Origin of the sequence: Herbidospora sp. NBRC 101105, assembly GCF_030269205.1 — a bacterium.
Lineage (GTDB): Bacteria > Actinomycetota > Actinomycetes > Streptosporangiales > Streptosporangiaceae > Herbidospora > Herbidospora solisilvae.
Genome location: NZ_BSSX01000001.1, coordinates 521358 through 545584, shown reverse-complemented (window position 1 = coordinate 545584; position 24227 = coordinate 521358). Strand labels below are relative to the sequence as shown.

General features: G+C 71.5%; 22 protein-coding genes. 10 read left to right on the top strand and 12 right to left on the bottom strand.

Annotated elements, in window-relative coordinates; all coding sequences use genetic code 11:
- Positions 1–9 precede the first annotated feature (9 nt).
- The 4 genes from QSK34_RS02475 to QSK34_RS02460 are packed head-to-tail and all read right to left on the bottom strand — an operon-like array spanning position 10 to position 3994.
- Positions 10–819: a carbohydrate ABC transporter permease gene (locus QSK34_RS02475; RefSeq protein ID WP_285579395.1), complete on the bottom strand. Its 810-nt coding sequence runs from the start codon at positions 817–819 to the stop codon at positions 10–12.
- Positions 816–1745 (bottom strand): carbohydrate ABC transporter permease, encoded by a 930-nt coding sequence (locus QSK34_RS02470; protein WP_285579391.1) that lies wholly within the window; start codon positions 1743–1745, stop codon positions 816–818. Before QSK34_RS02470 ends, QSK34_RS02475 begins: the two co-directional genes overlap by 4 nt.
- 3 nt (positions 1746–1748) lie before the next feature.
- Positions 1749–2993: an extracellular solute-binding protein gene (locus QSK34_RS02465; RefSeq protein ID WP_285579387.1), complete on the bottom strand. Its 1245-nt coding sequence runs from the start codon at positions 2991–2993 to the stop codon at positions 1749–1751.
- The gene (locus QSK34_RS02460) at positions 2990–3994 is read right to left on the bottom strand and encodes a LacI family DNA-binding transcriptional regulator (RefSeq protein ID WP_285579385.1); all 1005 of its coding nucleotides are present in this window, start codon (positions 3992–3994) and stop codon (positions 2990–2992) included. Before QSK34_RS02460 ends, QSK34_RS02465 begins: the two co-directional genes overlap by 4 nt.
- A 150-nt stretch (positions 3995–4144) precedes the next feature.
- Here QSK34_RS02460 and QSK34_RS02455 point away from each other — a divergent pair, with 150 nt between their 5' ends.
- Both QSK34_RS02455 and QSK34_RS02450 read left to right on the top strand, forming a co-directional pair.
- A complete protein-coding gene (locus QSK34_RS02455) occupies positions 4145–4822 on the top strand; it encodes a DUF4191 domain-containing protein (RefSeq protein WP_285579383.1) in 678 nt (225 codons plus the stop codon).
- Positions 4819–5595 (top strand): class I SAM-dependent methyltransferase, encoded by a 777-nt coding sequence (locus QSK34_RS02450; RefSeq protein ID WP_285579381.1) that lies wholly within the window; start codon positions 4819–4821, stop codon positions 5593–5595. Before QSK34_RS02455 ends, QSK34_RS02450 begins: the two co-directional genes overlap by 4 nt.
- Before the next feature lie 92 nt (positions 5596–5687).
- Here QSK34_RS02450 and QSK34_RS02445 read toward each other — a convergent pair whose 3' ends face one another.
- On the bottom strand, positions 5688–6140 hold the full coding sequence (locus QSK34_RS02445; protein ID WP_285579379.1) for an RDD family protein: 453 nt from the start codon (positions 6138–6140) through the stop codon (positions 5688–5690).
- A gap of 188 nt (positions 6141–6328) precedes the next feature.
- Here QSK34_RS02445 and glnA point away from each other — a divergent pair, with 188 nt between their 5' ends.
- Positions 6329–7753 carry a type I glutamate--ammonia ligase gene (glnA, locus tag QSK34_RS02440; RefSeq protein ID WP_030450515.1) on the top strand — a complete coding sequence of 475 codons (1425 nt, stop codon included), beginning with the start codon at positions 6329–6331 and terminating at the stop codon, positions 7751–7753.
- On the opposite strand, the gene QSK34_RS02435 is transcribed toward glnA, so the two are convergent.
- From QSK34_RS02435 to QSK34_RS02425, 3 genes are all read right to left on the bottom strand, one after another.
- The gene (locus QSK34_RS02435) at positions 7741–8508 is read right to left on the bottom strand and encodes an NUDIX domain-containing protein (protein ID WP_285579374.1); all 768 of its coding nucleotides are present in this window, start codon (positions 8506–8508) and stop codon (positions 7741–7743) included. The two genes, glnA and QSK34_RS02435, sit on opposite strands and share 13 nt — an antisense overlap.
- A 110-nt stretch (positions 8509–8618) precedes the next feature.
- Complete coding sequence (locus QSK34_RS02430; RefSeq protein ID WP_285579371.1) at positions 8619–8918, bottom strand: hypothetical protein; 300 nt, start codon at positions 8916–8918, stop codon at positions 8619–8621.
- Positions 8915–10090 carry a hemerythrin domain-containing protein gene (locus QSK34_RS02425; protein ID WP_285579369.1) on the bottom strand — a complete coding sequence of 392 codons (1176 nt, stop codon included), beginning with the start codon at positions 10088–10090 and terminating at the stop codon, positions 8915–8917. Before QSK34_RS02425 ends, QSK34_RS02430 begins: the two co-directional genes overlap by 4 nt.
- 49 nt (positions 10091–10139) lie before the next feature.
- On the opposite strand from QSK34_RS02425, the gene QSK34_RS02420 reads away from it, so the two are divergent.
- Positions 10140–10781 (top strand): TetR/AcrR family transcriptional regulator, encoded by a 642-nt coding sequence (locus QSK34_RS02420; RefSeq protein WP_285579367.1) that lies wholly within the window; start codon positions 10140–10142, stop codon positions 10779–10781.
- Here the strand turns inward: QSK34_RS02420 and QSK34_RS02415 are convergent.
- Complete coding sequence (locus tag QSK34_RS02415) at positions 10778–11917, bottom strand: Fic family protein (protein WP_285579365.1); 1140 nt, start codon at positions 11915–11917, stop codon at positions 10778–10780. The two genes, QSK34_RS02420 and QSK34_RS02415, sit on opposite strands and share 4 nt — an antisense overlap.
- Positions 11918–11955: 38 nt before the next feature.
- On the bottom strand, positions 11956–13125 hold the full coding sequence (locus tag QSK34_RS02410) for a hypothetical protein (RefSeq protein ID WP_285579363.1): 1170 nt from the start codon (positions 13123–13125) through the stop codon (positions 11956–11958).
- A gap of 173 nt (positions 13126–13298) precedes the next feature.
- Here QSK34_RS02410 and QSK34_RS02405 point away from each other — a divergent pair, with 173 nt between their 5' ends.
- Positions 13299–13787, top strand: coding sequence for a hypothetical protein (locus QSK34_RS02405; RefSeq protein ID WP_285579361.1), 489 nt, complete (start codon positions 13299–13301; stop codon positions 13785–13787).
- On the opposite strand, the gene QSK34_RS02400 is transcribed toward QSK34_RS02405, so the two are convergent.
- Together QSK34_RS02400 and QSK34_RS02395 are read right to left on the bottom strand one after the other, a co-directional pair.
- The gene (locus QSK34_RS02400) at positions 13788–16733 is read right to left on the bottom strand and encodes a bifunctional [glutamine synthetase] adenylyltransferase/[glutamine synthetase]-adenylyl-L-tyrosine phosphorylase (protein ID WP_285582008.1); all 2946 of its coding nucleotides are present in this window, start codon (positions 16731–16733) and stop codon (positions 13788–13790) included.
- A 185-nt stretch (positions 16734–16918) separates the two neighbouring features.
- Entirely contained in the window at positions 16919–17623 is a 705-nt protein-coding gene (locus QSK34_RS02395) for a type 1 glutamine amidotransferase (protein WP_285579359.1), read from the bottom strand.
- A gap of 43 nt (positions 17624–17666) precedes the next feature.
- Between QSK34_RS02395 and QSK34_RS02390 the strand changes: the two genes are divergently transcribed.
- The 5 genes from QSK34_RS02390 (at position 17667) to QSK34_RS02370 (ending at position 24224) form a co-directional block, all read left to right on the top strand.
- Positions 17667–18530 (top strand): alpha/beta fold hydrolase, encoded by an 864-nt coding sequence (locus QSK34_RS02390; protein WP_285579358.1) that lies wholly within the window; start codon positions 17667–17669, stop codon positions 18528–18530.
- A 79-nt stretch (positions 18531–18609) separates the two neighbouring features.
- Entirely contained in the window at positions 18610–19086 is a 477-nt protein-coding gene (locus tag QSK34_RS02385) for a nucleotide exchange factor GrpE (RefSeq protein WP_030450525.1), read from the top strand.
- Positions 19086–20669 (top strand): Hsp70 family protein, encoded by a 1584-nt coding sequence (locus QSK34_RS02380; protein WP_285579356.1) that lies wholly within the window; start codon positions 19086–19088, stop codon positions 20667–20669. Before QSK34_RS02385 ends, QSK34_RS02380 begins: the two co-directional genes overlap by 1 nt.
- A 7-nt stretch (positions 20670–20676) precedes the next feature.
- The gene (locus tag QSK34_RS02375) at positions 20677–23133 is read left to right on the top strand and encodes a fibronectin type III domain-containing protein (RefSeq protein ID WP_285579354.1); all 2457 of its coding nucleotides are present in this window, start codon (positions 20677–20679) and stop codon (positions 23131–23133) included.
- Positions 23130–24224: a TRAFAC clade GTPase domain-containing protein gene (locus tag QSK34_RS02370; protein WP_285579352.1), complete on the top strand. Its 1095-nt coding sequence runs from the start codon at positions 23130–23132 to the stop codon at positions 24222–24224. The genes QSK34_RS02375 and QSK34_RS02370 overlap by 4 nt, the downstream gene beginning before the upstream one ends.
- The last annotated feature ends 3 nt before the right edge of the window (positions 24225–24227 follow it).

Below are 24227 nucleotides of genomic sequence, written 5' to 3'. Positions count from 1 at the left end.
GCGGGTTCCTTACTTGAGTCCGGTCGAGGCGATGCCCTGCACGAAGTAGCGCTGCAGGAACAGGAAGAGCAGGAGGATGGGCGCGACCACCACGACGGCGCCCGCGATGAGCAGGCCGTACTGGGTCGCCTGGGCGTTGCTGAAGATGGCCAGCGCGACGGGCAGGGTGTACATGTCCTCGCTCTGGGCCACCACGGCGGGCCACAGGAAGTTGTTCCACGAGGTCATGAACGTGATCAGGCCCAGGGTCGCGAGCGCCGGCCGGCACAGCGGCAGCACGATCGAGAAGAAGACGCGGAACTCCCTGGCCCCGTCGACGCGGGCGGCCTGGATGAGCTCGTCGGGGATGTCGGCGATGAACTGGCGCATCATGAAGATGCCGAGCGGCGCCACCACGAACGGCAACACGATCCCCAGGAACGTGTTGACCAGCCCGAGCTTGGCGATCAGCACGAACTGCGGCACCATCACCACGATCGCCGGCACCATCATCTGCACCATCACCAGGCCGAACAGGGTGTTCCTGAACCGGAACCGCAGCTTGGCGAAGGCGTAGCCGACCATCGAGCAGAACAGCAGGTTCGCCACCACCAGGGCGATCGCGATGACCGCGCTGTTGAGGAACGCGGTGCCCATGTTCATCCGCTCGAACAGGCCGGCGTAGTTGCTGGTCGTCCACTCGGCCGGCAGCAGCGTGGGCGGGTTGCGCCGGATCTCGCTCTCGGGCTTGAACGAGGCGAGCATCGTCCACAGAAACGGGAAGACCACCACCAGCAGGCCGGCGGCCAGCAGCACATAGGTCGACGCACGACGTCTCACGACCGCCTCCCGATCCGGAACTGAAGGAACGCCAGCGCGACGATCACGGTGAACAACACGGTCGCGGCGGCGCCCGCGTAGCCGTAGGCGCCCGCGCCGAACTGGTTGTAGATGGCCAGCGAGGCCGAGGTGGTCGCCCCGGCCGGGCCGCCCCTGGTCATGACGAGGGGCTCCTCCATGAACTGGGCGAACCCGATCGACGAGTAGACGGTGCAGAACAGCAGCGCGGGCTTCAGCATCGGCACGGTCACCGACCGGAACCGCTGCCAGCGCCCGGCGCCGTCGATGTCGGCGGCCTCGTAGAGCTCCTTCGGGATGCCCTGGAGCGCCGCCAGCAGCACGACCATGTCGAACCCGAAGCTCCGCCAGGCCGTCATCACGATGATCACCGGCAGGGCGGTGCGCTCGTCGGACAACCAGGCCGGGCCGTCGATCCCGATCCAGCCGAGGAACTGGTTGACCGGCCCGGCGTCCGGGTCGAGCAGGAACCGCCAGGCCACGGCGATGCCGATGATGCTGGTGATGTACGGGGTGTAGTAGCCCAGCCGGAAGAACGCGGCGGGCAGCCGGGCGATGCCCGAGTTGAGCGCGACGGCGGCGGCCAGGCCGAGCGCGATCGTCAGCGGCAGCGTCGTCACCACGAAGATCAGCGTGTTGAGCGCCGCCTTGCGCATCAGCTCGTCATTGAACAGGCGCAGGTAGTTCTCCACGCCGACGACGTCGACGGCGAGCGGGTCGCGGACGTCGGTGCTGCGCATGTCGGTGAAGCTCATGCCGAGGCCGGCCAGCAGCGGACCGGCCCAGAACACGACGAACACGACGAGGAAGGGCAGCACGAAGATCCACGCCACCCAGGAGTTCCGCGGCTTCCCGATCTTCGGCGCCGGCGCCTTCACGGCGACCGGCCGTTCCAGGGTGGTCGCCATGGCTCAGGCCCCGGTGCCGATCTGGTCGGCCTGCTCCTGCATGCGCTTGGCGGTCGTGGCGGAGTCCTGCTTGCCGAGGGCGTACTTCTCCAGCTCGGTCTCCATCACCCGGGCGACCTGCTCCCACGTCGGCACGGCCGGGGCGGGTTTGGCGTCCTCGAGCTGGGCGCCGAAGACCTTGACCCGCTCGTCGGCGGTCAGCGCGGGCTCCTGCCAGGCGGCCTGGACGCTGGGCAGCGACGACGCCGTGGTGTACCACTCGGCCTGCACCTTCGGGTCGGTCAGCCAGGTCAGGAACTTCCAGGCGGCGGCGCGGTTCGGCTTGTCCTTGAAGACGACCATGTTGCTGCCGCCGACCAGGCTGGTGCCGCCGGACGGGCCCTTCGGGTAGGGCGCGACGGCGAACTTGTCCTTGAAGCCGTCGCCGCCCTCCTGCTCCATCGTGGTGATCATCCACGGCCCGGAGTAGAAGGCGCCGACGCGGCCGGAGACGAACGTCTGCGGGAACGCGCCCGCCGGCTGGTTCGTGGCGGCGAGGCCGTCCTTGAAGAAGGAACCCCAGTGGTCGAGGGCCTGGATCATCTGCGGGGTGTCGAGGGTCCACTTGCCGTCGGCCTGGAAGTCGCCGCCGGCCTGGTAGAGCAGCGGGGCGATCTCCTGCCAGGAGCCGGTCCGGAAGTTCTGCTCCACGCCCAGCTCGGCGCCCTCCTCCCGCAGCCGCTTGACGAAGCCGGTGACCTCCTCCCAGGTGGCGGGGGCCTTGGCGTCCTTCACCAGGTCGGTGCGGTAGTAGAAGGCGCGGGTCTCGACGTACCAGGGGATGCCGTAGGCGGCGCCGTCGACGACGCCGGTCGCCCACGCGCTGGGGAAGAAGGCGTTCTGGTCGACCAGGTCGGTGGGGGTGGGCTCGATCGCGCCGGTCTTCACCATCTCGCTCAGCCAGGTGTTGCCGATCATCGAGACGTCGGGGGTGGCATCGCCGGCGATGGCTGCGGTGATCTTGTCGTGCGCGACGTCCCAGCCCAGGGCCGTCACGTTGACCGTGATGCCGGGGTTGGCCTGCTCGAACTTCTGGGCGAAGGCGTCGAGCTTCTCCCCCTCGGTGCCCATCGCCCAGACGGTGACGGTCCCGCTGGCCTTGGCGGTGTCGACGGCCTCGGCCTCCTCGGCGGCGCCGCCGGAGTCCCGGCCGCAGGCGGTGGCGGCGAGGGCGACGGCGAGCAGTCCTATGGCGTACTTCTTCTTCACTGTTCCTCCGGGGGGTGCACTTGATGGGCGCCACAACTCGCCCGGATGACGAGTTCGGTGGCGAGAACGCGTGTGGTGTCCGTCGGCTCCGCCCCGGCGATCAGCTCGTCCAGGAGGCGGGCGGCGGCGGCGCCGAGCTCCCGCAGGGGCTGGCGCACGGTGGTGAGGGCGGGCCGGGAGTGGCGGGCGGCCATGATGTCGTCCCAGCCGGTGACGGCGACGTCGCCGGGGACGTTCAGCCCGAGCTCCTCGGCGGCCAGGATCACGCCGAGGGCGACCTGGTCGTCGGCGCACATGACCACGTCGGGACGGTCGCGCAACAGGATGAGCCCGGCCTCGTGACCGCCCTCGACCGTGTACGGGCACTCCACCGGCCGCGGCACGGGGATCCCGTGGTCGCCGAGGGTGCGGGCCACGGCCGTCCACCGCCGACTGACGTCGCCCTCGTCGTGGCCGCCGGCCAGCGCGAACCTCCGGTGGCCGTGGGCGATCAGGTGGACCGCGAGCGCCTCGGCGGAGCCCGCGTTCTCACTCCGCACGGCCTCGGTGCCGGGGTGGGCCTCGCGGGCCAGCATGACCATCGGCAGCCCCGAGTCGGCCAGCTCGGTGAGCAGCGCGTCGGGCAGCGTCTGGCCGAACACGACCAGCCCGTCGACCCGGGTGGCCAGGTCTTTGACCGTCTCGGGCACCCCGGCCCGGTCGCGCGTCGACAGGATCAGCACCGACCGGCCGAGTTCGGCGGCGACCTCCTCGTAGCCGAGCAGGACCTCGCCGAAGTAGGGGCCGGACAGGTCGGGGAACACGATCCCGTTGGCGGCGTGGCGGCCCTCGGCCAGCGACACCCCCAGGCGGCTCGGCGTGAACCTGAGCTGCTCGACCGCCTGCCGCACCTTCTCGCGGGTCGCCGCCGACACCGGCCCGGTGCCGCGCAGCGCCCGGGAGACCGTGGCGATCGACACCCCGGCCAGACGCGCGACTTCGTAGATCGTGGAATCGGACACCCGTGGCCCCTCCGCTCTGGGCTGTAAGCGCTTCCACTGCCCGTGCGAAGGGGGATCACACCGAGATTTATTACGGTTTTATAACTACGGCCCCGGCCGGGTCCGGTCTCGTTTTCACGATTGGAGCCCGGGATTTGTATCCTTCAGGGCATGGCGAAGGACTCGGCGAACCCAGGCCGCATCAAGCAACTCCGGATGGTCGCTCAGATCATCAAGAAGGCCAACCCCAAGGGGATGCCGATCGTATACGCGACGGTCGTCGCGGTCATCGCGCTGGCGGTCGTCATCGGCCTGCTGACCGGCGCGTTCTGGTATGCGCTGATCCTCGGCATCCCGGTCGCGCTGCTGGCCGGCATGCTGCTGTTCGGCCGGTTCGCGCAGCGTGCGCAGTACTCGCTGCTCGACGGCCAGCCCGGCGCGGTCTACGCGATCCTCCAGGGCATGCGCGGCAACTGGATGGTCGAGGAGAAGCCGGTCGCGGTCAACCGCGAGCAGGACCTGGTCTTCCGCCTGGTCGGCTACCCCGGCGTGATCCTCGTCTCCGAGGGCCCCGGCACCCGCGTCCAGAAGATGCTGGTGGCCGAGAAGAAGCGGGTCCAGCGGGTCGCCATCGACGTGCCGGTCTACGACGTGCAGTGCGGCGACGGCGAGGGCCAGGTTCCGCTGGCCAAGCTGCAGCGTCACCTGATGAAGCTGCCGCGCAACCTGAAGAAGCCGGCCGTCTCCGAGGTCAACAACCGCATGCGCGCGCTGACCCCGTCGATCCCGATGCCGAAGGGCCCGCTGCCCAAGGGCGCCCGGTTGCCGAAGGGCGTCCGCCCCCGGTGACCACTCCGGACAGCCTCACCTCGTCCCGGGCCAACCGGGGCTACTGGGACTCCGCGGCCGACGACTACCAGGCCGAACACGGCGCGTTCCTGCGTGACGACGGGTTCGTGTGGTGCCCCGAGGGCCTCGACGAGGCCGAGGCGGGGCTGCTCGGCGACGTGCGCGGGCTGACGGTCCTGGAGGTCGGCTGCGGCGCGGGCCAGTGCGGTCGTCACCTCGCCGCCCGGGGCGCCTCGGTGGCGGCCTTCGACGTCTCGCACCGGCAGTTGCAGCACTCCCGCCGCATCGACCTCGATCTCGGTACGGCCCTGCCGGTCGTGCAGGCCGACGCCGAGAAGATCCCCTTCCTCGCCGGCACCTTCGACCTGGCCTGCTCGGCCTTCGGGGCCATGCCGTTCGTCGCCGACGCCGAGAGCGCGCTGCGCGAGGTGGCCCGGGTGCTGAAGCCGGGCGGGCAGTTCGTCTTCGCCGTGTCCCACCCGATCCGCTGGGCCTTCCCCGACGACCCGGGCCCCCGGGGCCTGACCAGTGACCGCTCCTACTTCGACCGCACGCCCTATCTGGAGCGCGACGACGCGGGCGAGGTGACCTACGTGGAACACCACCGCACGATGGGCGACTGGATCGCGGCGATCACCGCGGCGGGGCTGCGGCTCGACGAGCTCATCGAGCCCGAGTGGCCCGACGGTCACGACCGGGTGTGGGGCGGCTGGAGCCCGTTGCGGGGCCGGCACTTTCCGGGGACGGCCATCTTCCGGGTCACGTCACCCTGATCACCGGGCGCGGCCGGTCGGCGCCGCTCGCGGTGACCGGCCCGGGCGGCGGGCGGTGCCAGGGTAGGCGGAGCCGTAACGGAAGAAAGAATTTACTTCTCTTTGAGGACGACGGTTCCGGCGGCGCGGTCGTGGAGGCCGCGCTGGTCCTTGTCGAAGATCAGGGCCGGCACCGCCAGGATGAGCAGGACGGTCCGGATCAGCACCGCCTTCGGCGACGGCTGGCCGCCGTCGAGCGTCGCGACCCTGATGTTGAGCAGGCGCATGCCGAAGGTCATGCCCATCGTGCCGACGAGCAGGACGTATTCGAGGGCCAGGATGCCGATGGTGACCAGGGCGGCGTCGGTGCCGGTCAGCCGGAGCAGCCCCTGACTGATCGCCCACGCGCAGATCAGCCAGTCGATGAACAGCGCCCCGAGGCGTCTGCCGAATCGGGCAATGGAACCTTTACCCTGCTCAGGCAGGCCCAGTCGCTGTCCCGGATAGTCTTGAACGGCAGGCGTGCCGCTCAGCCAGGTCTGCGTCCAGCGGGGTTCTCTGCTCATGACTCCAGAGTAATGGCCGCCCTATTCGGTCGTAACGATGACCTGCGGCGACGCCGGTAGTTACACCCTGCGGTCAGGTTTCGACAGCGTGCTTCCCATTAACACGTGTGAAACAAACGAGACATGGGACGGAAACGGCACAGTCCTACTTTCAGTCTGCTAAGCCAGTGCCCCTGGGAGGTTCGAGAGTGTTTAACTCCGCCGACGACGTCCTGTCGTACATCCGGGACGAAGGCGTGCAGTTCGTTGACGTCAGGTTCACCGACCTGCCGGGGACGACGCACCACTTCACTTTCCCCGTCGAGAACTTCGGCCCGAACGTCTTCTCCGACGGCCTCATGTTCGACGGGTCGTCCATCCGAGGTTTCCAGGCCATCCACGAGTCGGACATGCTGCTGCTGCCCGACCCGTCCACGGCCGTGCTCGACCCGTTCCGCCAGCACAAGACGCTCAACATCAACTTCTTCGTGCACGACCCGCTGACCGGCGAGGCCTACAGCCGCGACCCGCGTAACGTGGCGCGCAAGGCCGAGGAGTACCTCAAGGGCACCGGCATCGCCGACACGGTCTACTTCGGCCCCGAGGCCGAGTTCTACATCTTCGACGACGTGCGCTTCCAGACCAACCAGCACTCGTCGTTCTACTACATCGACTCGATCGAGGGCGCCTGGAACACCGGCACCGCGACCGAGGGCGGCAACCTGGGTTACAAGCCGCGCTACAAGGGCGGCTACTTCCCCGTCCCGCCGATGGACCACTTCACCGACCTGCGTTCGGAGATGGTCCGCCGCCTCATCGACTCGGGCATCGAGACCGAGATGCAGCACCACGAGGTCGGCACCGCCGGCCAGGCCGAGATCGACTTCCGCTTCGGCACGCTGCTCAAGACCGCCGACAAGCTGATGCTGTACAAGTACATCATCAAGAGCACGGCGCTGGAGTTCGGCCACACGGTCACCTTCATGCCCAAGCCCATCTTCGGCGACAACGGCTCGGGCATGCACTGCCACCAGTCGTTGTGGAAGGACGGCGAGCCGCTGTTCTACGACGAGGTCGGCTACGCCGGCCTGTCGGACATCGCCCGCTACTACATCGGCGGCCTGCTCAAGCACGCCCCCTCGCTGCTGGCCTTCACGAACCCGACGGTGAACAGCTACCACCGTCTCGTGCCCGGCTACGAGGCCCCGGTCAACCTGGTCTACTCCCAGCGCAACCGGTCGGCGTGCGTCCGCATCCCGATCACCGGCTCGAACCCGAAGGCCAAGCGCATCGAGTTCCGGGTGCCCGACCCGTCGTGCAACCCGTACTTCGCGTTCGCGGCCATGCTGATGGCCGGCATCGACGGCATCCGCAACAAGATCGAGCCGCCGGAGCCGGTCGACAAGGACCTCTACGAGCTTCCTCCGGAGGAGGCGCGTTCGGTGCCGCAGGTGCCGGGCTCTCTGCCCGAGGTGCTCGACGCCCTTGAGGCCGACCACGACTACCTGCTCGAGGGTGGCGTGTTCACCCCCGACCTGATCGAGACGTGGATCGCGTACAAGCGCGAGAACGAGATCGACCCGATCCGGCTGCGCCCGCACCCGCACGAGTTCGAGCTCTACTACGACGTCTGATCGTCGACTCGGGACAGGCCACCGGTGTCCGCCGGTGGCCTTTCTCTTTTCCTCGCGAACCAGGTGGCGATCGAGCGTTTGTAGTTCTCCGGCATCCGTAGCGCGGCGGCCTCCGGTTCGGTGAACAGGCCGATCTCCCGGTGTTCGTGGCTGAGGACCGGGGGCTGGTCGGTGGCGACCGTGACGCCGTAGGTGACGATCAGGACGTCGGCGCCCTCGAAGACGTGGTACTGCCACGAGTCGAGGATCGGGCCGACGTCGGCCTGCCAGCCGGTCTCCTCCCCGATCTCCCGGGCCAGGCAGCCGGCCGGGTCCTCCCCCCGTTCGAGGCGGCCGCCGGGGAGTTCCCATTCGTCCCGTTCGTTGCGGAGCAGCAGGACCCGGTCGTCGCGGACGACGACGCCCTTGACCGAGACGGGGAACCTCGGCGGGCGCTGCCGGGCCGGTATCCCGGCCCGTTCCGCGACCTTCGCCACGTGGGACTCGTAGTCCCGCCGGGGGTCGTCGCTGAAGGAGGCGAGGGCGATGAGGGCGGTGACGGCGACGTCGCACAGTTCGTCCACGACGTCCTGGCGGGTGTGGGCGCGGGCCTTGCGCGGGTTGTGGCGCAGCAGGCCGATCACGGCCTCGGCGGCCTCGCCCGCCTCTTCGGTGATCTTGAGGACGCGGAGCAGCGGGCGTTCCGGGCCGTCGGGGCTCGACCGGTCGAGCCACTCCACCAGACCGGCCAGCCGCTCCCACGAGATGTCGCTCATGCACCGTCTCCCCTCGACGCTTCGTCGGTCACGGTCACCAGGGTGCCCGGCATGAGCGTTGGGGACGATCTCCTTTCCGGGTGTGCGGTTGCCGCCGAGCCACCGCTCGTTCAGCCGAACTGAGTTCCGGCCATCAGCGGCGTGCCCCCGCACGTCGCCGCTGAGCCCGTGCCGGGACCGGGCGTGGCCCAGGGGCCGTAGGTGGTGGAGCGCCAGACCATCCCGCCCGGCCCGGCGACGGTCATGCAGGTGATCCAGGCCCGGTAGGAGCCGTCGCCCGTCGTGCAGGCGACGATGTAGGTCTTGTGGTCGTAACGGCCCGTGCAGCCCGAGGGGGCCGCGGCGGCCGGGGTGGCGGCCAGGCCGAGCACGACCGCGGCGACGGCGAGGCCGGTCAGCGCGTGTCTCACGACGCCCACCTGAAGGCGACGCGGTGCTCGCGCAGGAAGCGGCGGCGGGTCAGGGCCAGGAGGAGCCGGAGGATCGGCCCGCCCTCGGCCAGCGCCTCGCGGAAGGTGTCGGGGGGCACCTCCAGCGCCGTCCACGGCAGGGTGAAGCTCAGGTCGGCGAGCTTGAACTCGGCCTGCGCGGCCTTCTCGCTGTCCTGCCAGGCCGCCAGCGACAGGTGGCGCTGGATGAGCGGCAGCGCCTCGGTCTCCTCGTGGGCGAGGTGGTCTTCGAGCACGTCGCGGAAGCGGGTGACGTCGGCGGCCAGGGTCTCGCGGGTGCGGGCGTCGGGGATCAGGGCCATCCCCCGGAAACCCTCGGCGCACCTGTCGAGCAGCGGGTCGATCAGGTCGTGCTCGGCTTCCATCGCGGCCATCGTCGCCGCCACGTCGGCGCGTTCCCGGACGCGGGGCCAGATCGCGGTGTCCTCGATGGTGTGGTGGTGGTGCAGCGTGGTGGCGAAGGCGGTCCAGCGGCGGGCGAGGGCGGCCCAGGCCTCGTGGTCGGTGAGCGGGGTGGCCGGCACCGCGCGGGACAGGTCGCGCATGTCCCGCCGGAAGGCGTGGTGCATCACGTACATGTTGCCGAGAGGGATCGGGCCCTCGGCCGTGCATGCCTGACCCAGCGAAGGCTGGCGGGCGTCGGCGCGGCCTTCGACGAGGTCGGCCATGCGGTCGAGCGAGCGGGCCATGTCGGGGCGGCGGTCGCGGTGGCGGGGCAGCATCAGGGCGGCCGCGCGCTGCTGGCCCCGCGTCATGCGGCGCACCATCTCGTAGGCGTGGGTGACCCGGGTGCCGCCGTCGGCGGGCTCGAAGCGGTAGCTCCAGATCGTCGAGTCGGTGATCCGGCCGGTCGGGACCGTGCGGAAGGCGAACTCGCGTCCGGGGTCGGCGGCGACGACCTCGCACTCGCGGGTCCAGCGCCATAAGCCGTACACATTGAGCCCCTGGAACCGCGCGCCCACCCCGCGCCCGTCGCCGAGCCAGTCGCACCGGCGGGTCTCGGGGCTCCATTCGGGTGTACGGGTGACGTCGGCCACCCATTCGTAGAGATGCGCGGGGTCGGCCGCGATGACCCGCGACACGCTTCCCTCCGGACGCAGGGCCTGGGGCGGTTCGGTGGTCGTGGCCGCCATCACGTCTCCTTTGCTACAGTATTCGAACCAGTCGAACTTGATTGGATACATGATGACTGTAGCCAAAAAACCCGACGCGTCAAGGCGCTACCGCTCGCCCCTGCGCGAGGAACAGGCCCGGCGCACCCACGCCGCCGTGATCGAGGCCGCCACGGCGTGCTTCGTCGAGAAGGGCTATGCCGCGACGACCATGAAAGACGTCGCCGCCCGGGCCGGGGTGTCGGTGGAGACCGTCTACGGCCAGGGCGGCAAGGCCTCACTGCTGCTCGCCGCCGTCGACCGCACCCTCGCCGGCGACGACACCCCCGTCCCCGTGATCGAGCGCGCCCCGCTGCGCGAGGTCATGGAGTCACCCGACGCGCACGCCGCCCTGCGCCGCTTCCGCGACGTGGTGGTCGAGGGCATGCCGAAGGCCCTGCCGCTCATGCACGCCTTCCACGTCGCGGCGGGCGGCGACGCGGAGATCGGGGCGGCGTACCAGGTCTACGAGCAGCGCCGCCTGACCGACATGACGAAGATCGCCGAGTCGCTGGAAGCGGGGCTGCGTGTGCCGACGGCGGAGGCGGCCGACGTGATCTGGGCGCTGTTCAGCACCCCGGCGATCCACGCGCTGATGGTCGACCGGGGGTGGGGCGTGGAACGCTGGGCCGACTGGGTGATCTCGGTGCTGGAACGGACGCTGCTCGACTAGGCCTGCCGGTAGGGGTCGATGAGCGTGAACGGCTCGCGGGCGATCTCGCGTACCTCCTCGGGAAACCGGGGTCCCACGGTGTAGAAGCGGGCCCTGGTCCGCCCGACCGACTCGATGACGCCCGCGACCGTGAGGTCACGGAGATCCCGCTGCGCCTGCTGCACGCTCAGGGCCTCGGCCTGTTCGTAGCGGCTGCGGCGCACCCGGCCCTCCATGGCGACGTCGTGCAGGGCCGTGGCCATGCGGGAATCGAGGCCCAGCGCCCGGACGAACGCCTCAAGCGCCTCCCACACCCGGCCCGACCGCTCGATCCGCTTCGCCACGGTCTGCGCCTGCTGGTGATAGGCGACCAGGTTGAACCGCACCCACGACGAGACGTCCTGGTCAGGCCGGTAGTCGGCGCCTCGGGCGGCCAGCTCGCGATAGTAGTCCCAGGTGTTTCCCGGGCGGCCCAGCCACGCCTCGATGGAGGAGAACTCCGGCGCCAGCACCCCCTCCCGGCCGATCATGAGCGTCTGCAGCGACCGCGACAGACGCCCGTTGCCGTCGGCCCATGGGTGGATCGAGACGAGATGCAGGTGCGCCATCGCGGCCCGGACCAACGGATGGCTGCCGTCGGGGGTGTTCAGCCAGTCGACCAGCTCGGCCATCAACGCGGGCACGTCCGCCGCGCCGGGCGCCGTATAGGCGGCGATGCTGGGGTCCCGGGCGTCGCTGACGTAGACCGGCCCGCGCCGCCACTGGCCGGCGGGCGAGCGCGGGGTGTGCCGATGGCCCTGCAACATCCAGTGCAGTCCGTTGAACAGCCCTTTTCCATAGCGGAAGTCGGCGGCGTCGTGCAGCGTCTGGACGTAGGTCATCATGCGCTGGTAGGCGAGAGTCTCCTCCCGGTCGACGGCGGAGACGTCGACGTCGCGCTCCCCCGCGAACAGGTCTTCCACGTCGACCGTGGAGACCCGGAACCCTTCGATGGAGTTCGACGCGGCCACCAGATCGGCGGTGAGGTACTTCCGCATCCCCGCCGTCCATTTGGCGGGGGCGGCCCGCACCTGGTGCCGCAAAGCCTCCCGCATCTGGTCGATCTCTTCCAGCACCCTCTCGTCGGAGCCGGTCGGTCGCGGGGTGGGGTACAACATGCGTCCATAATAGGGTGACGCAATCACCGCGTCATGGCTTAGCCCTGGGAGGTGTTCGGGACCTTCGACTTCAGGCCGGTGAGGCGGCGGAGCATGTCCCACCAGAACGACGAGCCGAACAGCAGCGCCACCAGCGTCAGCAGGAAGCCCGGCCAGTGGCTCGGGCTCTTGAGCCGGTCCCACCAGTCGCCGCCGCCCCATTTCCACACCGGGGTTCCCGTGCCGGGGATCTCCACGCTCACCGGGGCGTGAGTGAAGATCTTCACGAAGGCCGGGGTGCTCAGCACCTCGGTCACGCACTCGTAGGTGTCGGCTCCGGGCGCGCACTGGTCTTTGATCGGGGCCAGGGCCTCCTCGCCCTGTTCGGCGAAGGCGGCGATGGCCGAGCGATAGGCGCTGTCGTTGAGCAGGGTCTTGCCGTATTCGAGGGAGTCCATGCTGAACAGCAGGGTGACCAGGAGCGACAGCATGCCGACCGCGACGCGCACGTAGCGGCGGTAGAGCACGGTCAGGCGTGCCATCTCGCCGTCGAACCACTCTTCGACGCCCTTGCGGAACGTCTCCAGGTCGACCCCGGCCTTGGCCCACAGGCCGGCCAGCGGGCGGTAGAGCGGGGAGTCGAGGCGCTTCAGCTCGGCCAGCAGGGCGTCGACGCCGCCGCGTTCGCTGGCGATCTCCAGGAGGGCGACGCTGAAGCGGGACGGGGGGATCTCGGCGATCGAGGTCTTGCCCTGTCGGGCCTCGTCGATCTCCTGGAGCCGCTCGTGGAGCAGGTCGGTGAAGGGTTCGCCCTGGTGGGCGGGGGCCTGCTCGGGGGTCGCGGGGGCGATGTCGACCGGGGCGGGGCTGGGGCTGAACTTGGGGCGGGGGTCCTTGCCGAAGGGGAGTTTCACGAAGACGCCCAGGACGGTCGCCGGCAGGCGGGACCGCGTGGAGTTGCGGACGGGCGGCAGCAGATCGGCGAGGGTGCTGCGGAACCGGCGGCCCAGCACGGTGACCCCGCGCAGGCGGCGGTCGAGCCACCGGAGGAACCCGTTCACCCGGTGGATCTGCTCGCCGCCGTCGAGGGTGTCGCGCAGGTAGGCCCAGAGGAATTTGCTCCGGATGCCGAGTAATCGGACGATGCCCTCGTTCAATCCGCTGACGAGCAGGGATAAGAGCAGGAACGCCAGGATCAGGCCGATGGCCAGATCTACGTAGTACGACACCACTGGACCGTGATACACCCCTGCGGGCGGCACCGCAACCGGGTGATCACCCTTCGTGCCCGCGAAATACGGTCCCCCACCGGAGCCGAACGCCGGACCTGCGGATTTACCCGGTCCTATTCTTGGTCGCCGTTCATTCCCGGGAAACTCCGGGTGGCGATTCGGGGGAATCCATGACGTATTCGGAAGAAACGGCGCGCCCTTCTTCGATTTCCATCACTGTCGACGCCGACCGCGAGACCGTCGGGCCCGGCGACCGGGTCACGTACACCACGACCGTGCGCAATCTCGGCACCGGTGACACCCCGGCCCTCGACGTCAGCCACGCCCTGGCGCCCGGCCTGGTGCTCGTCTCCGCGCGTCCCGAAGGACGGCTCGTCGCCGACGGCGTGCACTGGACGACCCGGATCCCCGCGGGTGCGGACGCCCGGTTCACGGTCACCGTCGACGTGGGCGGGCAGGCGGGGGCCCGCCCGCTGACGGCCGTGGCGTGCGTCGCCCGGGCGGGTGACGACACGCCTCTCGTGTGCGCGACCGGCGCGGCCACGGTGCGGGCCGAGGTGCCGTTCTGGTGGGGGGCCGTCGGGGTGCTGGGGGTGCTGCTGGTCGTCGCCGTGCTGGTCGCCCTGCGCAGGCGGTATCCGTTCGACCGTTTCCGGTGATCAGTCTTCGTAGAAGACCCGCTCCACCACGGCCCGCGCCCGGCGGGTGGTGCGCCGGTAGTCGTCGATGAAGTCCTCCGACCCGTCCGGCGGGTAGCCCAGGGCCCGCGACACCAGGGCCCGTTCGCGCACCAGGCCGGGGATCGAGTCGGCCGACCGGCCCTTCACCAGCATGATCGCGTCGCGGACGCGGGAGGCGAAGCGCCAGGCGTCCGCGAGGGTCTGCTCGTCGGCCGCGTCCAGCAGTCCCTCGCCGACCGCCGAGCGCAACGTGTCGAGGGTGCGCGTGGTGCGCAGGGCGGGGACCGTGCCCGCGTGGCGGAGCTGGAGGAGCTGGGCCACCCACTCCACGTCGGACAGGCCGCCGCGTCCCAGCTTCGTGTGGAGGGTCGGGTCGGCGCCGCGGGGCAGGCGTTCGGCCTCCATCCGGGCCTTCAGCTTGCGGATCTGCAGCAGCGCGTCGGGGGCCAGGCCCTCTTCGCGGTAGCGCAGCGGGTCGATCAGGGCCGTGAACTCGGTGCCCAGGTCGAAGTCGCCGGCGCAGAAGCGGGCCCGCAGGAGCGCCTGGGCCTCCCACGGCGACGACCAGCGTTCGTAGTAGGCGCGGTAGGAGGAGAGCGTGCGGACCAGCGGGCCCTGGCGGCCTTCGGGGCGCAGGCCCGCGTCGACGGCCAGCGGCGGCTCGGGCGTCGGGAGGATCAGCAGGCGGCGCAGCTCCTCGGCGACCGCGTGGGCGGCGTCGGTGGCGTCCTTCTCCTCCGCGCCGGGGAGCGGGGCGTGCACGAACATGACGTCGGCGTCGCTGCTGTACGAGCACTCGAAGCCCCCCAGCCGCCCCATCGCGATGACCGCCATCCTGGTCGGGAACTCGCCCCGGCGTTCCTCGGTCACCTTGCGGACGGCCGCGTTGAGCGCGCCTTCGATGGTCGCGTCGTTGAGCTCCGACAGCGCCTGCCCGACGCCCTCGATGTCGAGGTGGCCGCCGAGGTCGGCGCAGGCCACCCGGAACAGCTCGCGCCGGCGCAGCGCGCGGACCGCCGCCACCGACGACTCGGCGTCCTGGCCGTAGCGGGCGACGGCCGCGTTGGCCTCGGCGTGGAGGGCCTCGACCGGGCGGACGGCCAGGTCGGAGGCCGAACCGAGCATGGCCACCGCGTCGGGTGAGTGCTGGAGCAGGGTCGTGACGTAGCGTGAGGTGCCGAGCAGCCGGGCCAGGCGTTCGGCCACGGCCGTCTCGTCGCGGAGCATGCGCAGGTACCAGGGGGTGGCGCCGAGCTTGTCGCTGATCTGGCGGAAGCCGAGCAGGCCCGCGTCGGGGTCGGGGGCGTCGGCGAACCAGCCGAGCATGACCGGCAGCAGCGTGCGCTGGATCGCCGCGCGCCGGGAGACGCCGCTGGTCAGCGCGCTGATGTGGCGCAGGGCCCCGGACGGGTCGGCGTAGCCGAGCGCCTCCAGCCGCACGTGGGCGGCCGACGTCGACAAGCGGGCCTCCTCGGAGGGCAGCCGGGCGGCGGCCTGGAGCAGCGGGCGGTAGAAGAGCTTCTCGTGCAGCCGCCGCACTTCCAGCGCGTGGCGCTTCCAGGTCGTGGTGAACTCGCCGACCGGGTCGGTCACCATGCCCAGGCCCCGGCCGATCCGGCGCAGGTCGGCGCTGTCGGACGGCACGACATGGGTGCGCCGCAGCCGGTGGAGCTGGAGCAGGTGCTCGACGTGGCGCAGGAACGAGTAGGCCTCGGCCAGCGCCTTGGCGTCGTCGCGCCCGACGTAGCCGCCGCGCGACAGGGCGGCCAGCGCGGGCAGGGTGGCCTTGCGGCGCAGCAGCGGGTCGGTCCGGCCGTGGACGAGCTGGAGGAGCTGCACCGCGAACTCGATGTCGCGCAGCCCGCCGGGCCCGAGCTTGATCTGCCGCTCGGCCTCCGAGCCCCGTACGTGGGCCTCGACCCGGCGGCGCATGGCCTGCACGTCCTCCACGAAGTTCTCGCGGGCGGCCGCCTCCCACACCATGTCGTTGACGAGCTCGACGTACTCCGCGCCGAGTTCCATGTCGCCGGCGACCGGCCGCGCCTTCAGCAGGGCCTGGAACTCCCAGGTCTTGGCCCAGCGGCGGTAGTAGGTGAGGTGGCTGTCGAGGGTGCGGACCAGCGGGCCCATCTTGCCCTCGGGGCGCAGCCCGGCGTCGACCTCCCACAACGAGCCCTCGGGGGTGCTGGTCGAGCAGGCCCGCATCATGGCCTGGGCCAGCTTGGTCGCCGACTTCAGGGCCAGCGCCTCGTCGACGCCCTCCTTCGGCTCGGCCACGAAGACGACGTCGACGTCGGAGATGTAGTTGAGCTCGCGGGCGCCGCACTTGCCCATGCCGATGACGGCCAGCCGGGCCTGCTCCCAGCCGGGGGTCTCGGCGCGCGCGATGGCCAGGGCGGCGTCGAGGGCGGCGGCGGCCAGGTCGGACAACTCGGCGGCGATCTCGGCGAGGGTCAGCACGCCGGTGACGTCGAGCCCGGCGAGGTGCAGCAGGCGGCCCCGGTAGGAGGCGCGCAGGGCGTCGAGGGCGTGCTCGCCCGAGGCGACCGGCTCGGGCCGCGCGGGGTCGGCGCCGACGGCGAACAGCAGCTCCTCGCGGTGGGTCAGCGGTTCTTCCGGGTCGGGGCCGGTGACGTGTTCGGGGTGGCGGACCACGTGGTCGCCGAGGGCGGCGCTCAGGCCGAGCACCCGCAGCAGGCGGCGGCGCAGGCCGGGGTCGGCACGCAGCGCGCCGAGCACGCTCGGGTCGCGTTCGACCAGCCGGCTCAGCGAGGTCAGGGCGAGGTCGGGGTCGGCGGCGGAGACCAGGTCGTCGAGGAGGTCGAAGTCGGCGACGGCCTCGGGGCCGAGCGCGTCCAGCAGCCGTTCGGCCCTGGCGCCATCGGCGAATCCGAGGCGGGCCAGGCGCCCGGCGGTGGTCTGCATCCGGAACGCGGCGTTCACCGGTCCTTCCTCCGCCTCGATGTCCGCGACGTCAATGCGCAATGGTCTTCCTTTTCCAGGAGGAATCCTCGCGACATGACCACTTGACCTGTTACCCCGCGTTTCTCAGTTTCATGGCCGTGTCGCAAACTTTCGCACACGGTAACCCCACGGCTTGTGCGACGTCGTTAGTGGTTTCGGACCGTAATCGAGCCACTACGCGCGTTTTCCGCGACGACCGCCGCGAACGCCTCGGCCAGCGGCCTCCATGCGGCCACCAGACCAGCTTCGGCCGCACTGACCTGCTCGTTCAACTCTTCGGCGGGGTGTGTTGTCAACTCCGTCGTCCATTGCGCGAAAATGGCCGGAGTGGCCTCCGGGTGGAATTGCACCCCCCACGCGTTATGCCCTATACGGAACGCCTGGTGGGGATACTGGGCGCCTGTGGCGATCAGCACCGCTCCGTCCGGAAGGACGGTCATCGCGTCCTGGTGATACTGGATCGCCGGGGCCGGGCCGGTCAGATGGCCGAGCAGCCGGTCGTCCGCCACCGGCACGATCTGGCCGAGCCCGACTTCGAGGCCGTTTCCGCCGCGCGTAACCTGGCCGCCACATGCGAGGGTCATGAGCTGGGCGCCCAGGCAGACGCCGAGGGTCGGCACCTCGTGCTCGACCGCGGCGCGCAGCAGCGCCCGGGTGGCGGGCAACCACGGGTGGTTCTCGTCGTCCCACGCCGACGCCGCGCCGCCGAGGACCAGCAGGCCGTCGCCGGGGTCGTCGGGCAGGGCGTCGCCCAGGTAGGGCCGGTGGACGACCACGTCACCGAGCCACCCGGCGAAGTAGCCCAAACCGGCTTCGGCCTCGTGTTCGATCACGGTCACGCGCGCACTCACCCCCCGAGCATAAACAGGCGCGTTCGTGGGACAGGATGGCGGGATGTACGTAGAGAACGTCCCCGTGCCCGGCGGCGAACTCCGCCTGGCCCGGTTCGGCGCCGGCCCCCGCCTGATCATCGCCGTGCACGGCATCACCGCGTCGCTGATGGCCTGGGCGGCCGTCGGAGAGTCCCTCCCCGAGGGCTGGACGCTGGCCGCGATGGACCTGCGCGGCCGGGGCCACAGCCGCGACGTGCCCGGCCCCTTCGGGCTGCGGGCGCACGCCGACGACGTGGGGCGCGTCGCCGAGCATCTGGGCGCCGACGAGACGACGGTGCTGACCGGCCACTCGATGGGCGCCTATGTGGCCGTGCTGCACTCCGTCCAGCGGACCTACGCGAAGACGGTGCTGGTCGACGGCGGCCTGCCGCTCCCCCTGCCGCCCGGCCGGGACGTCGACCAGACGCTGGAGGCGACCCTCGGCCCGGCCCTCACCCGACTTAGCCAGATATTTCCCGATGAAGATTCTTATGTCGCCTTTTTTCAACAACACCCTGCCTTGCAGGATTGGTCGCCGGCCGTCGAGCGCTATGTCCGTTACGACGTCCTGCCGGTCGAGGGCGGGGTCCGGTCGCGCGCGGTCGAGGAGGCGGTCCGCACCGACGGCCGCTGGTTGTTGTCGGAGACGGACGCCATCAGCGCGGCCCTGCACGCCATCGCCCACCCGTTGTCGCTGATCAGAGCCCCTCGCGGGCTGCTGAACCAGGAGGTGGGCCTGCTCCCCGACCCCCTGACGGAGGCCTGGCGCGCGGAGTTGCCCGCGCTCACCGACGAGGTGGTGCCCGACTGCAACCACTACACGATCGCGTTCGATCCGCGCTGTGTACGGGTTCTGGTCGAACGTCTCACCGATATACGGCAATAGCCATTTCTGTTGCGCGCCGCAGGAAATTTCCTGAAACTGTGGACGGCGCCAGGCCTCCGGATCACATGACGGGATTCGCATGCTTCCTGAGCACGACCTCACCTCCGATCTCGCGGCGACCCTGGCGCGACTCACGGAGGAGGTCGGACGGGAGCACGAACGCGCCGCCCACCGCGAGCAGATCATCGACCGGCTGCACGCCGAGAACCAGGAACTGCGCCACGGTCTGCTCCAGGAGGCGCTCACCCCGGTCCGCAACGGCCTCTACCGGCTCCACGACACGGTCACCCGCGAGGCGGCCCGGCTGGAGCCGGGCCATTCGCGCGCCCTGCTGGAGGCCATCGCCGAGGAGGTCGCCGAGGTGCTGGCCCGGACCGGCGCCGACCGGATCGAGGTGGCCGAGGGGGACGCCTACGACCCCGCGCTCCACCGGCCCGCGGGCACGGCCGAAGGTCCGCCGAACACGGTCGTGAGCGTGGTCAGCGAGGGGTTCCGCTCCGGGGAGCGGGTGCTGCGCAAGGCGGGGGTCGTCATAGGAAAAGAGGAGATCGACTGATGGCCGTGCACGGCATCGACCTGGGCACCACCTACTCCTGCATCGCGAGCGTCGACGACGTGAGCCGGCCGACGGTCCACCGCAACGCCGAAGACGCCGACACGACCCCCTCGGTGGTGTTCTTCGAGACCCCCGACAACGTCGTGGTCGGCCAGACCGCCAAGGACAGCGCGGTCCTCGAACCCGATTTGGTGGTCAGCCGGATCAAGCGCGACATGGGCCTCGACGTCACCCGCACCATGCACGGCCGCCCCTACACGCCCGAGGAGATCTCGGCCTTCGTGCTGCGCAAGCTGGCCGCCGACGCCGAGATGGCCACCGGCTCCCGCGTCGAGGACGTCGTCATCACCGTCCCGGCCTACTTCGGCGCGGCCGAGCGCGACGCGACCCGCAAGGCTGGGCGGATCGCCGGGCTCAACGTGATCGACATCATCTCCGAGCCGATCGCCGCCGCGATCACCTACGGCGTGCTCAACCCGGGCGAGGACTGCCGGATCCTCGTGTACGACCTGGGCGGCGGCACCTTCGACACCACCGTCATCACCCTGACCGGCGGCGACATCGAGGTCGTCTGCACCGACGGCGACCACGAGCTGGGCGGCGCCGACTGGGACGACCGCCTGGTCGAGCTGCTGGCCGAACGGTTCCGGCTGGAACACCCCGACGTGACCGACCCGCTCGACGACAAGCAGACCGAGCAGCAGTTACGCCGCGACGCCGAGGAACTGAAGAAGTCCCTCACCTCGCGCACGAAGCACACCGTCCGGGTCATGCACGACGGCCGGGTGGCCAAGGCCGAGGTGTCGCGCGAGGACTTCGAGCGGCTCACCCGCGACCTGCTCGACCGCACGGTCGAGATCACCCGCCGGACCCTGGCGACCGCCCGGACGAAGGGCGTGGAGTCGTTCGACCACCTGGTGCTGGTGGGCGGGTCGGCGAAGATGCCGTCGGTGGCCGAGACGCTGGCCAAGGAGCTCGGGGTGCAGCCCCGGTTGCAGGACCCCGACCTCGCGGTGGCCAAGGGCGCGGCCCTGTACGCCTTCGAGGAGACGTACCGGCGACTGCTGGCGGGCGGAGCCCGCGAACAGGCCGAGGAGATGGCCGCCCGCGCGGGCCTCAGCTCGGGCGAGCGGCAGCGCATCGCCGGGCGCACGATCAAGACCGTCGCGTCGCGGGCCTTCGGCATCAAGGCCGTCTCGGTGAACACCCGCCGCGAGTACGTCGCCCACCTGGTCCAGGCCAACGACCCGCTGCCCGCCGACGTGACCGAGGGGTTCGCCACCCTCGACGACTTCCAGACCCGGGTCGCCATCGAGGTGATGGAGCAGGCCGGGGCCGAGGCGTCGGAGGCGGTCGAGGACAACAACCGGATCGCCGAGGGCGACCTGGCCATCCCGCCGGGCAAACCGGCCGGGTTCCCGATCGAGGTGACGTTCACCCTCGACACCTCCGGGCTGCTCCACGTGACCGCGCGCGAGCACGAGACCGGCCGGCAGCTCGACCTGAACGTGCAGATCGGCGGCATGACGGAGGAGGACGTCGCCGAGTCGCGGGCGAGCCTGTCGCACCTGACGGTCAGCTGACCCGCCGATGCCCTTCGACGAGGCCCGCTACGTGCGGGAGGTGCTCGATCCGGCCCGCGCGGCGGGCGCTCCGCCTGAGGACCTGCTGGTCCGGTACGCCCTGGGCCACGACCTCGCCGACGTCGGCGACACGGTCAGGGCCGTGCGGCAGTGCTGGCGGCGGCAGCGCGGCCAGCTCAAGTTCCGGCGGCTCGTCGACCGGCTCGAAGCCGACCACGCCCGGCTGGCCCCCGTCTTCGACGCGGCGGCGGGCGGCGACCTCGGACCGCTGCGCGGCGCGCTGGCCGAGGCCGGGGCCCGCGACCGCGCCAGGCTGGAGGAGGCCCGGCGGCGGCTCGACGACGCGGCCGGGCGGTTGCGGATGGTCACGCCGGAGGTGGCCGACGGCATCGCCCGCTCGACCGGCTGCGACCTGGGGCCGCTGGCCCGGGAACTGGGCATCGCCGTCGGCGCACCGGAGGCGCTGCCGGCCGTCTCGCCCTATGCCGCCTACGACCGGGTCAGGGACGCGCTCGACACGCTGGGGGTGCGGCACCTGGCCGCCTTCGTGCTCGGCGAGGCGGGGCCCTACCGGGTGCTGCGGCCGGCGAGCCTGCCGCTCGCGGCGGTGGAGGCCGACTGGCGGCGGCGGACGCGGGGCCCGTGGACGACGGCGGCCGACACGCTGCTGACCGCGCTGAGGTCCGACCCGGCGGCGCTGATCCGCTACGACCTGGTGACCCGGTTGCGCGAACGGGTGCGCGAGCACCCCTACGACGACACCCTGCTCCGCCACGCCGTCGACGACCTGGGGCTCGACGCCGCCGAGGCGCGGCGGCTGGTGTTCGCGGTCCGGCAGGAGACCGGCGTCGCGGGCGGCCCCTTGGCCAGGCTGCGGGAGCTGGCCGACGCCGGGGAGATCCACGCCGCCGCCGACCTGGCCGCGACCCTGACCGGGCTCGACGGGCCCGGCGCGGAGCTGGCGGCCGAGATCCGGGCCCGGCTGGCCGCCGCCGAGGCGCTGCGGGACAAGGCGCTGGCCGCCCGCGACCCCGACGAGGCCTGGCTCGCGCTGGCCGACGCGCTCCGCCGGGTGCCCGACCTGCCCGGGGCGGCCGACCTGCAACGGAGGCTGGCCCCGCTGCCCGCCGAGGACGTGAGCGCCACGGCCGACGACGCGTCGGTGGTCGTGACGTGGCGGCCGTCGAGGTCGAAGGCGGGCGAAATATCGTACGAAATCCTGAGAAATGGTGTTCCCATCGACGGCGGCGAGCCGTTCCGCGTGACCGACCCCGCGCCGCCGGTCGACGAGCCGGTCGTCTACGGCGTGGTGGCCCGCCGGGGCGCCGCCGCCGCCCGCGTGACGACCGCACCGCCCGTCACGGTGCGGCCCGAGGTCGCCGACGTGCACGTGCGGGCGGGCGACGGCGTGGTGACCGGCCGCTGGACCCGGCCTCCCCTGGCGGCCGGAGTCGTGGTGACCCGCGACGGGACGCCGATCGACATCGACGGCGACGGCTTCGCCGACCGGAGGGTGCGCAACGGCACCGGATACGTCTACCTCGTCAAAGCGGTCTATTCGGGCGGCGTGACGACGGCCGGGGTCCGCGCCCGCGCCACCCCGCACGCCCGGCCGGTGCCCGTCGAGACGTTCACCGTCGAGCCCGCGCCCGACGGCCAGGTGCTGCTGCGCTGCGCGCCGCCGCCCGCCGGGCACGTGGAGTTCCGGCTGCTGGAGACCGCTCCGCCCTGGCCCTACGGCACCACGGTCTCCCTCGCGGAGGTCCGCGCCACCGGCCGCCCGCTGGCGGTGCTGCCCGCACCCGACGGCCACCTGGTCAGGGCGGGGTCGGGGGTGCTGCTGGCGGTGACCGTGGCGGGCGACCTGGCGACGATCGGCGGCGCCAGGGAGCACGTCAACCTGACCCCGCCGCGCTCGGTGACCGCCGAGCGCCTCGGCCGGACGGTCCACGTCGGGCTCGACTGGCCGGCCGACGTGCCCGAGGTCGAGGTGGTGGTGAACGGCACGGCGACGCTGGTCAGCGCGGCGTCCTACCGGGCGCAGGGCGGCATCCGGGTCGACGTGGCCGAGGACGAGCCGGTGACGGTCGAGGTGGTGCCGACGGCGCTGGTGGGCGGGGTGCGGCTGCGCGGGCCGGGCCTGTCCCGGTCGCTGGAGGCCGCCACGCCGGTGCGGTACGACCTGTCCCGGACCGGGCCGTTCTGGCGGCGGCGGCTGGTCGTCGAGGTCGACGCGGAGCGGCCGGTCACGCTGGCCCGGCTGGCGCTGGTGCTGCGGCCGGGGCGGGTGGAGCCGCTGTCGGAGGACCAGGGCACAGTGCTGGCCGAGTGGACGCAGGTGCGCACCCCCGCCCGGTTCGAGATCGCCGCGCCCCGGCGGGCGAAGCCGTACTGGCTGAAGTGCTTCGCCCCCGGCGTCGAGCTGGTCGGGCCGCCGGTGCGACGGCTCAAGGTGGGGTCATGATCACCTGCCCCTACTGCTTCGCCCGGGTGGCCGAGGACCGGATCGCGTTCCGGTGCTCCGGCGGCTGCGAGCCCGTGGCCGACGAGCTCCTCGGACGGCTGCGCGGCGGCGCTCCCCCGTCGTTGCCGCCGGTCTTCCAGGTGCAGCGGCCGGGACGGCGGGCCGACTGCCCCACGTGCGGGCGCGACACCGGGCGGCGGGTCTGCCCCGAGTGTCACAGCGGGCTGGCCGCCGAGTACTGCGCCAACCCCGGCCGGATCGTCGCCCTGGTGGGCGCGAAGGGGTCGGGCAAGAGCACGTACATCGCGGTGCTGCTGCACGAGCTGATGAACCGGGTCGGCGCCGAGCTCGACGCGTCGCTGGTGCCGTGCGACGACCGGACGATCGAGCGCTACCGCCGCGACTTCGCCCGCCCCCTCTTCGGGGAGCACCGGCTGTTGCGGGCCACCCAGTCGGCGGTCACCGACACCCTGCGCGACCCGCTCGTCTACCTGCTGACCCGGACCGTGAAGGGCCGGTTCCGGAGCCGCCGGGCGGCGCTGACGCTGGTGCTGTTCGACACGGCCGGCGAGGACCTGCGCAGCCGCGAGGTGACCGAACGGCATCTGCGCTACCTGCGGGCCGCCGACGCCGTGGTGTTCCTGGTCGACCCCTCCTCGTTGCAGAAGCCGTCGGACGACCCCGACAGCGACCCGGTGAACGTGATCGCCCGGGTGACGGAGCTGCTGCGTACCGGAGACGGGCCGTTGAGGATCCCCGTGGCGGTGGCGCTCAGCAAGATCGACGCACTGCGGCGCGAGACGTCCTCGGCGCTGCACCGGTCGCGGACCCCCTCCGGGGCCTTCGACCTCGACGACCACGAGGGCGTGCACGAGCAGGTCCGGGCCCTGCTGGAGAGCTGGCAGGCCGGGGGGCTCGACCGCTACCTGCGGCAGAACTACGCCGACTTCGCGTTCTTCGCGTTGTCGTCGCTCGGCGAGGTGCCCGGGGAGGCCGAGGTCGGTCCCGGCGGCATCCGCCCCTATCGGGTGGAGGATCCGCTGCTCTGGCTCCTGCACCGGTTCAAGATGCTCGACGGCGTGCGGAGGTAGGTC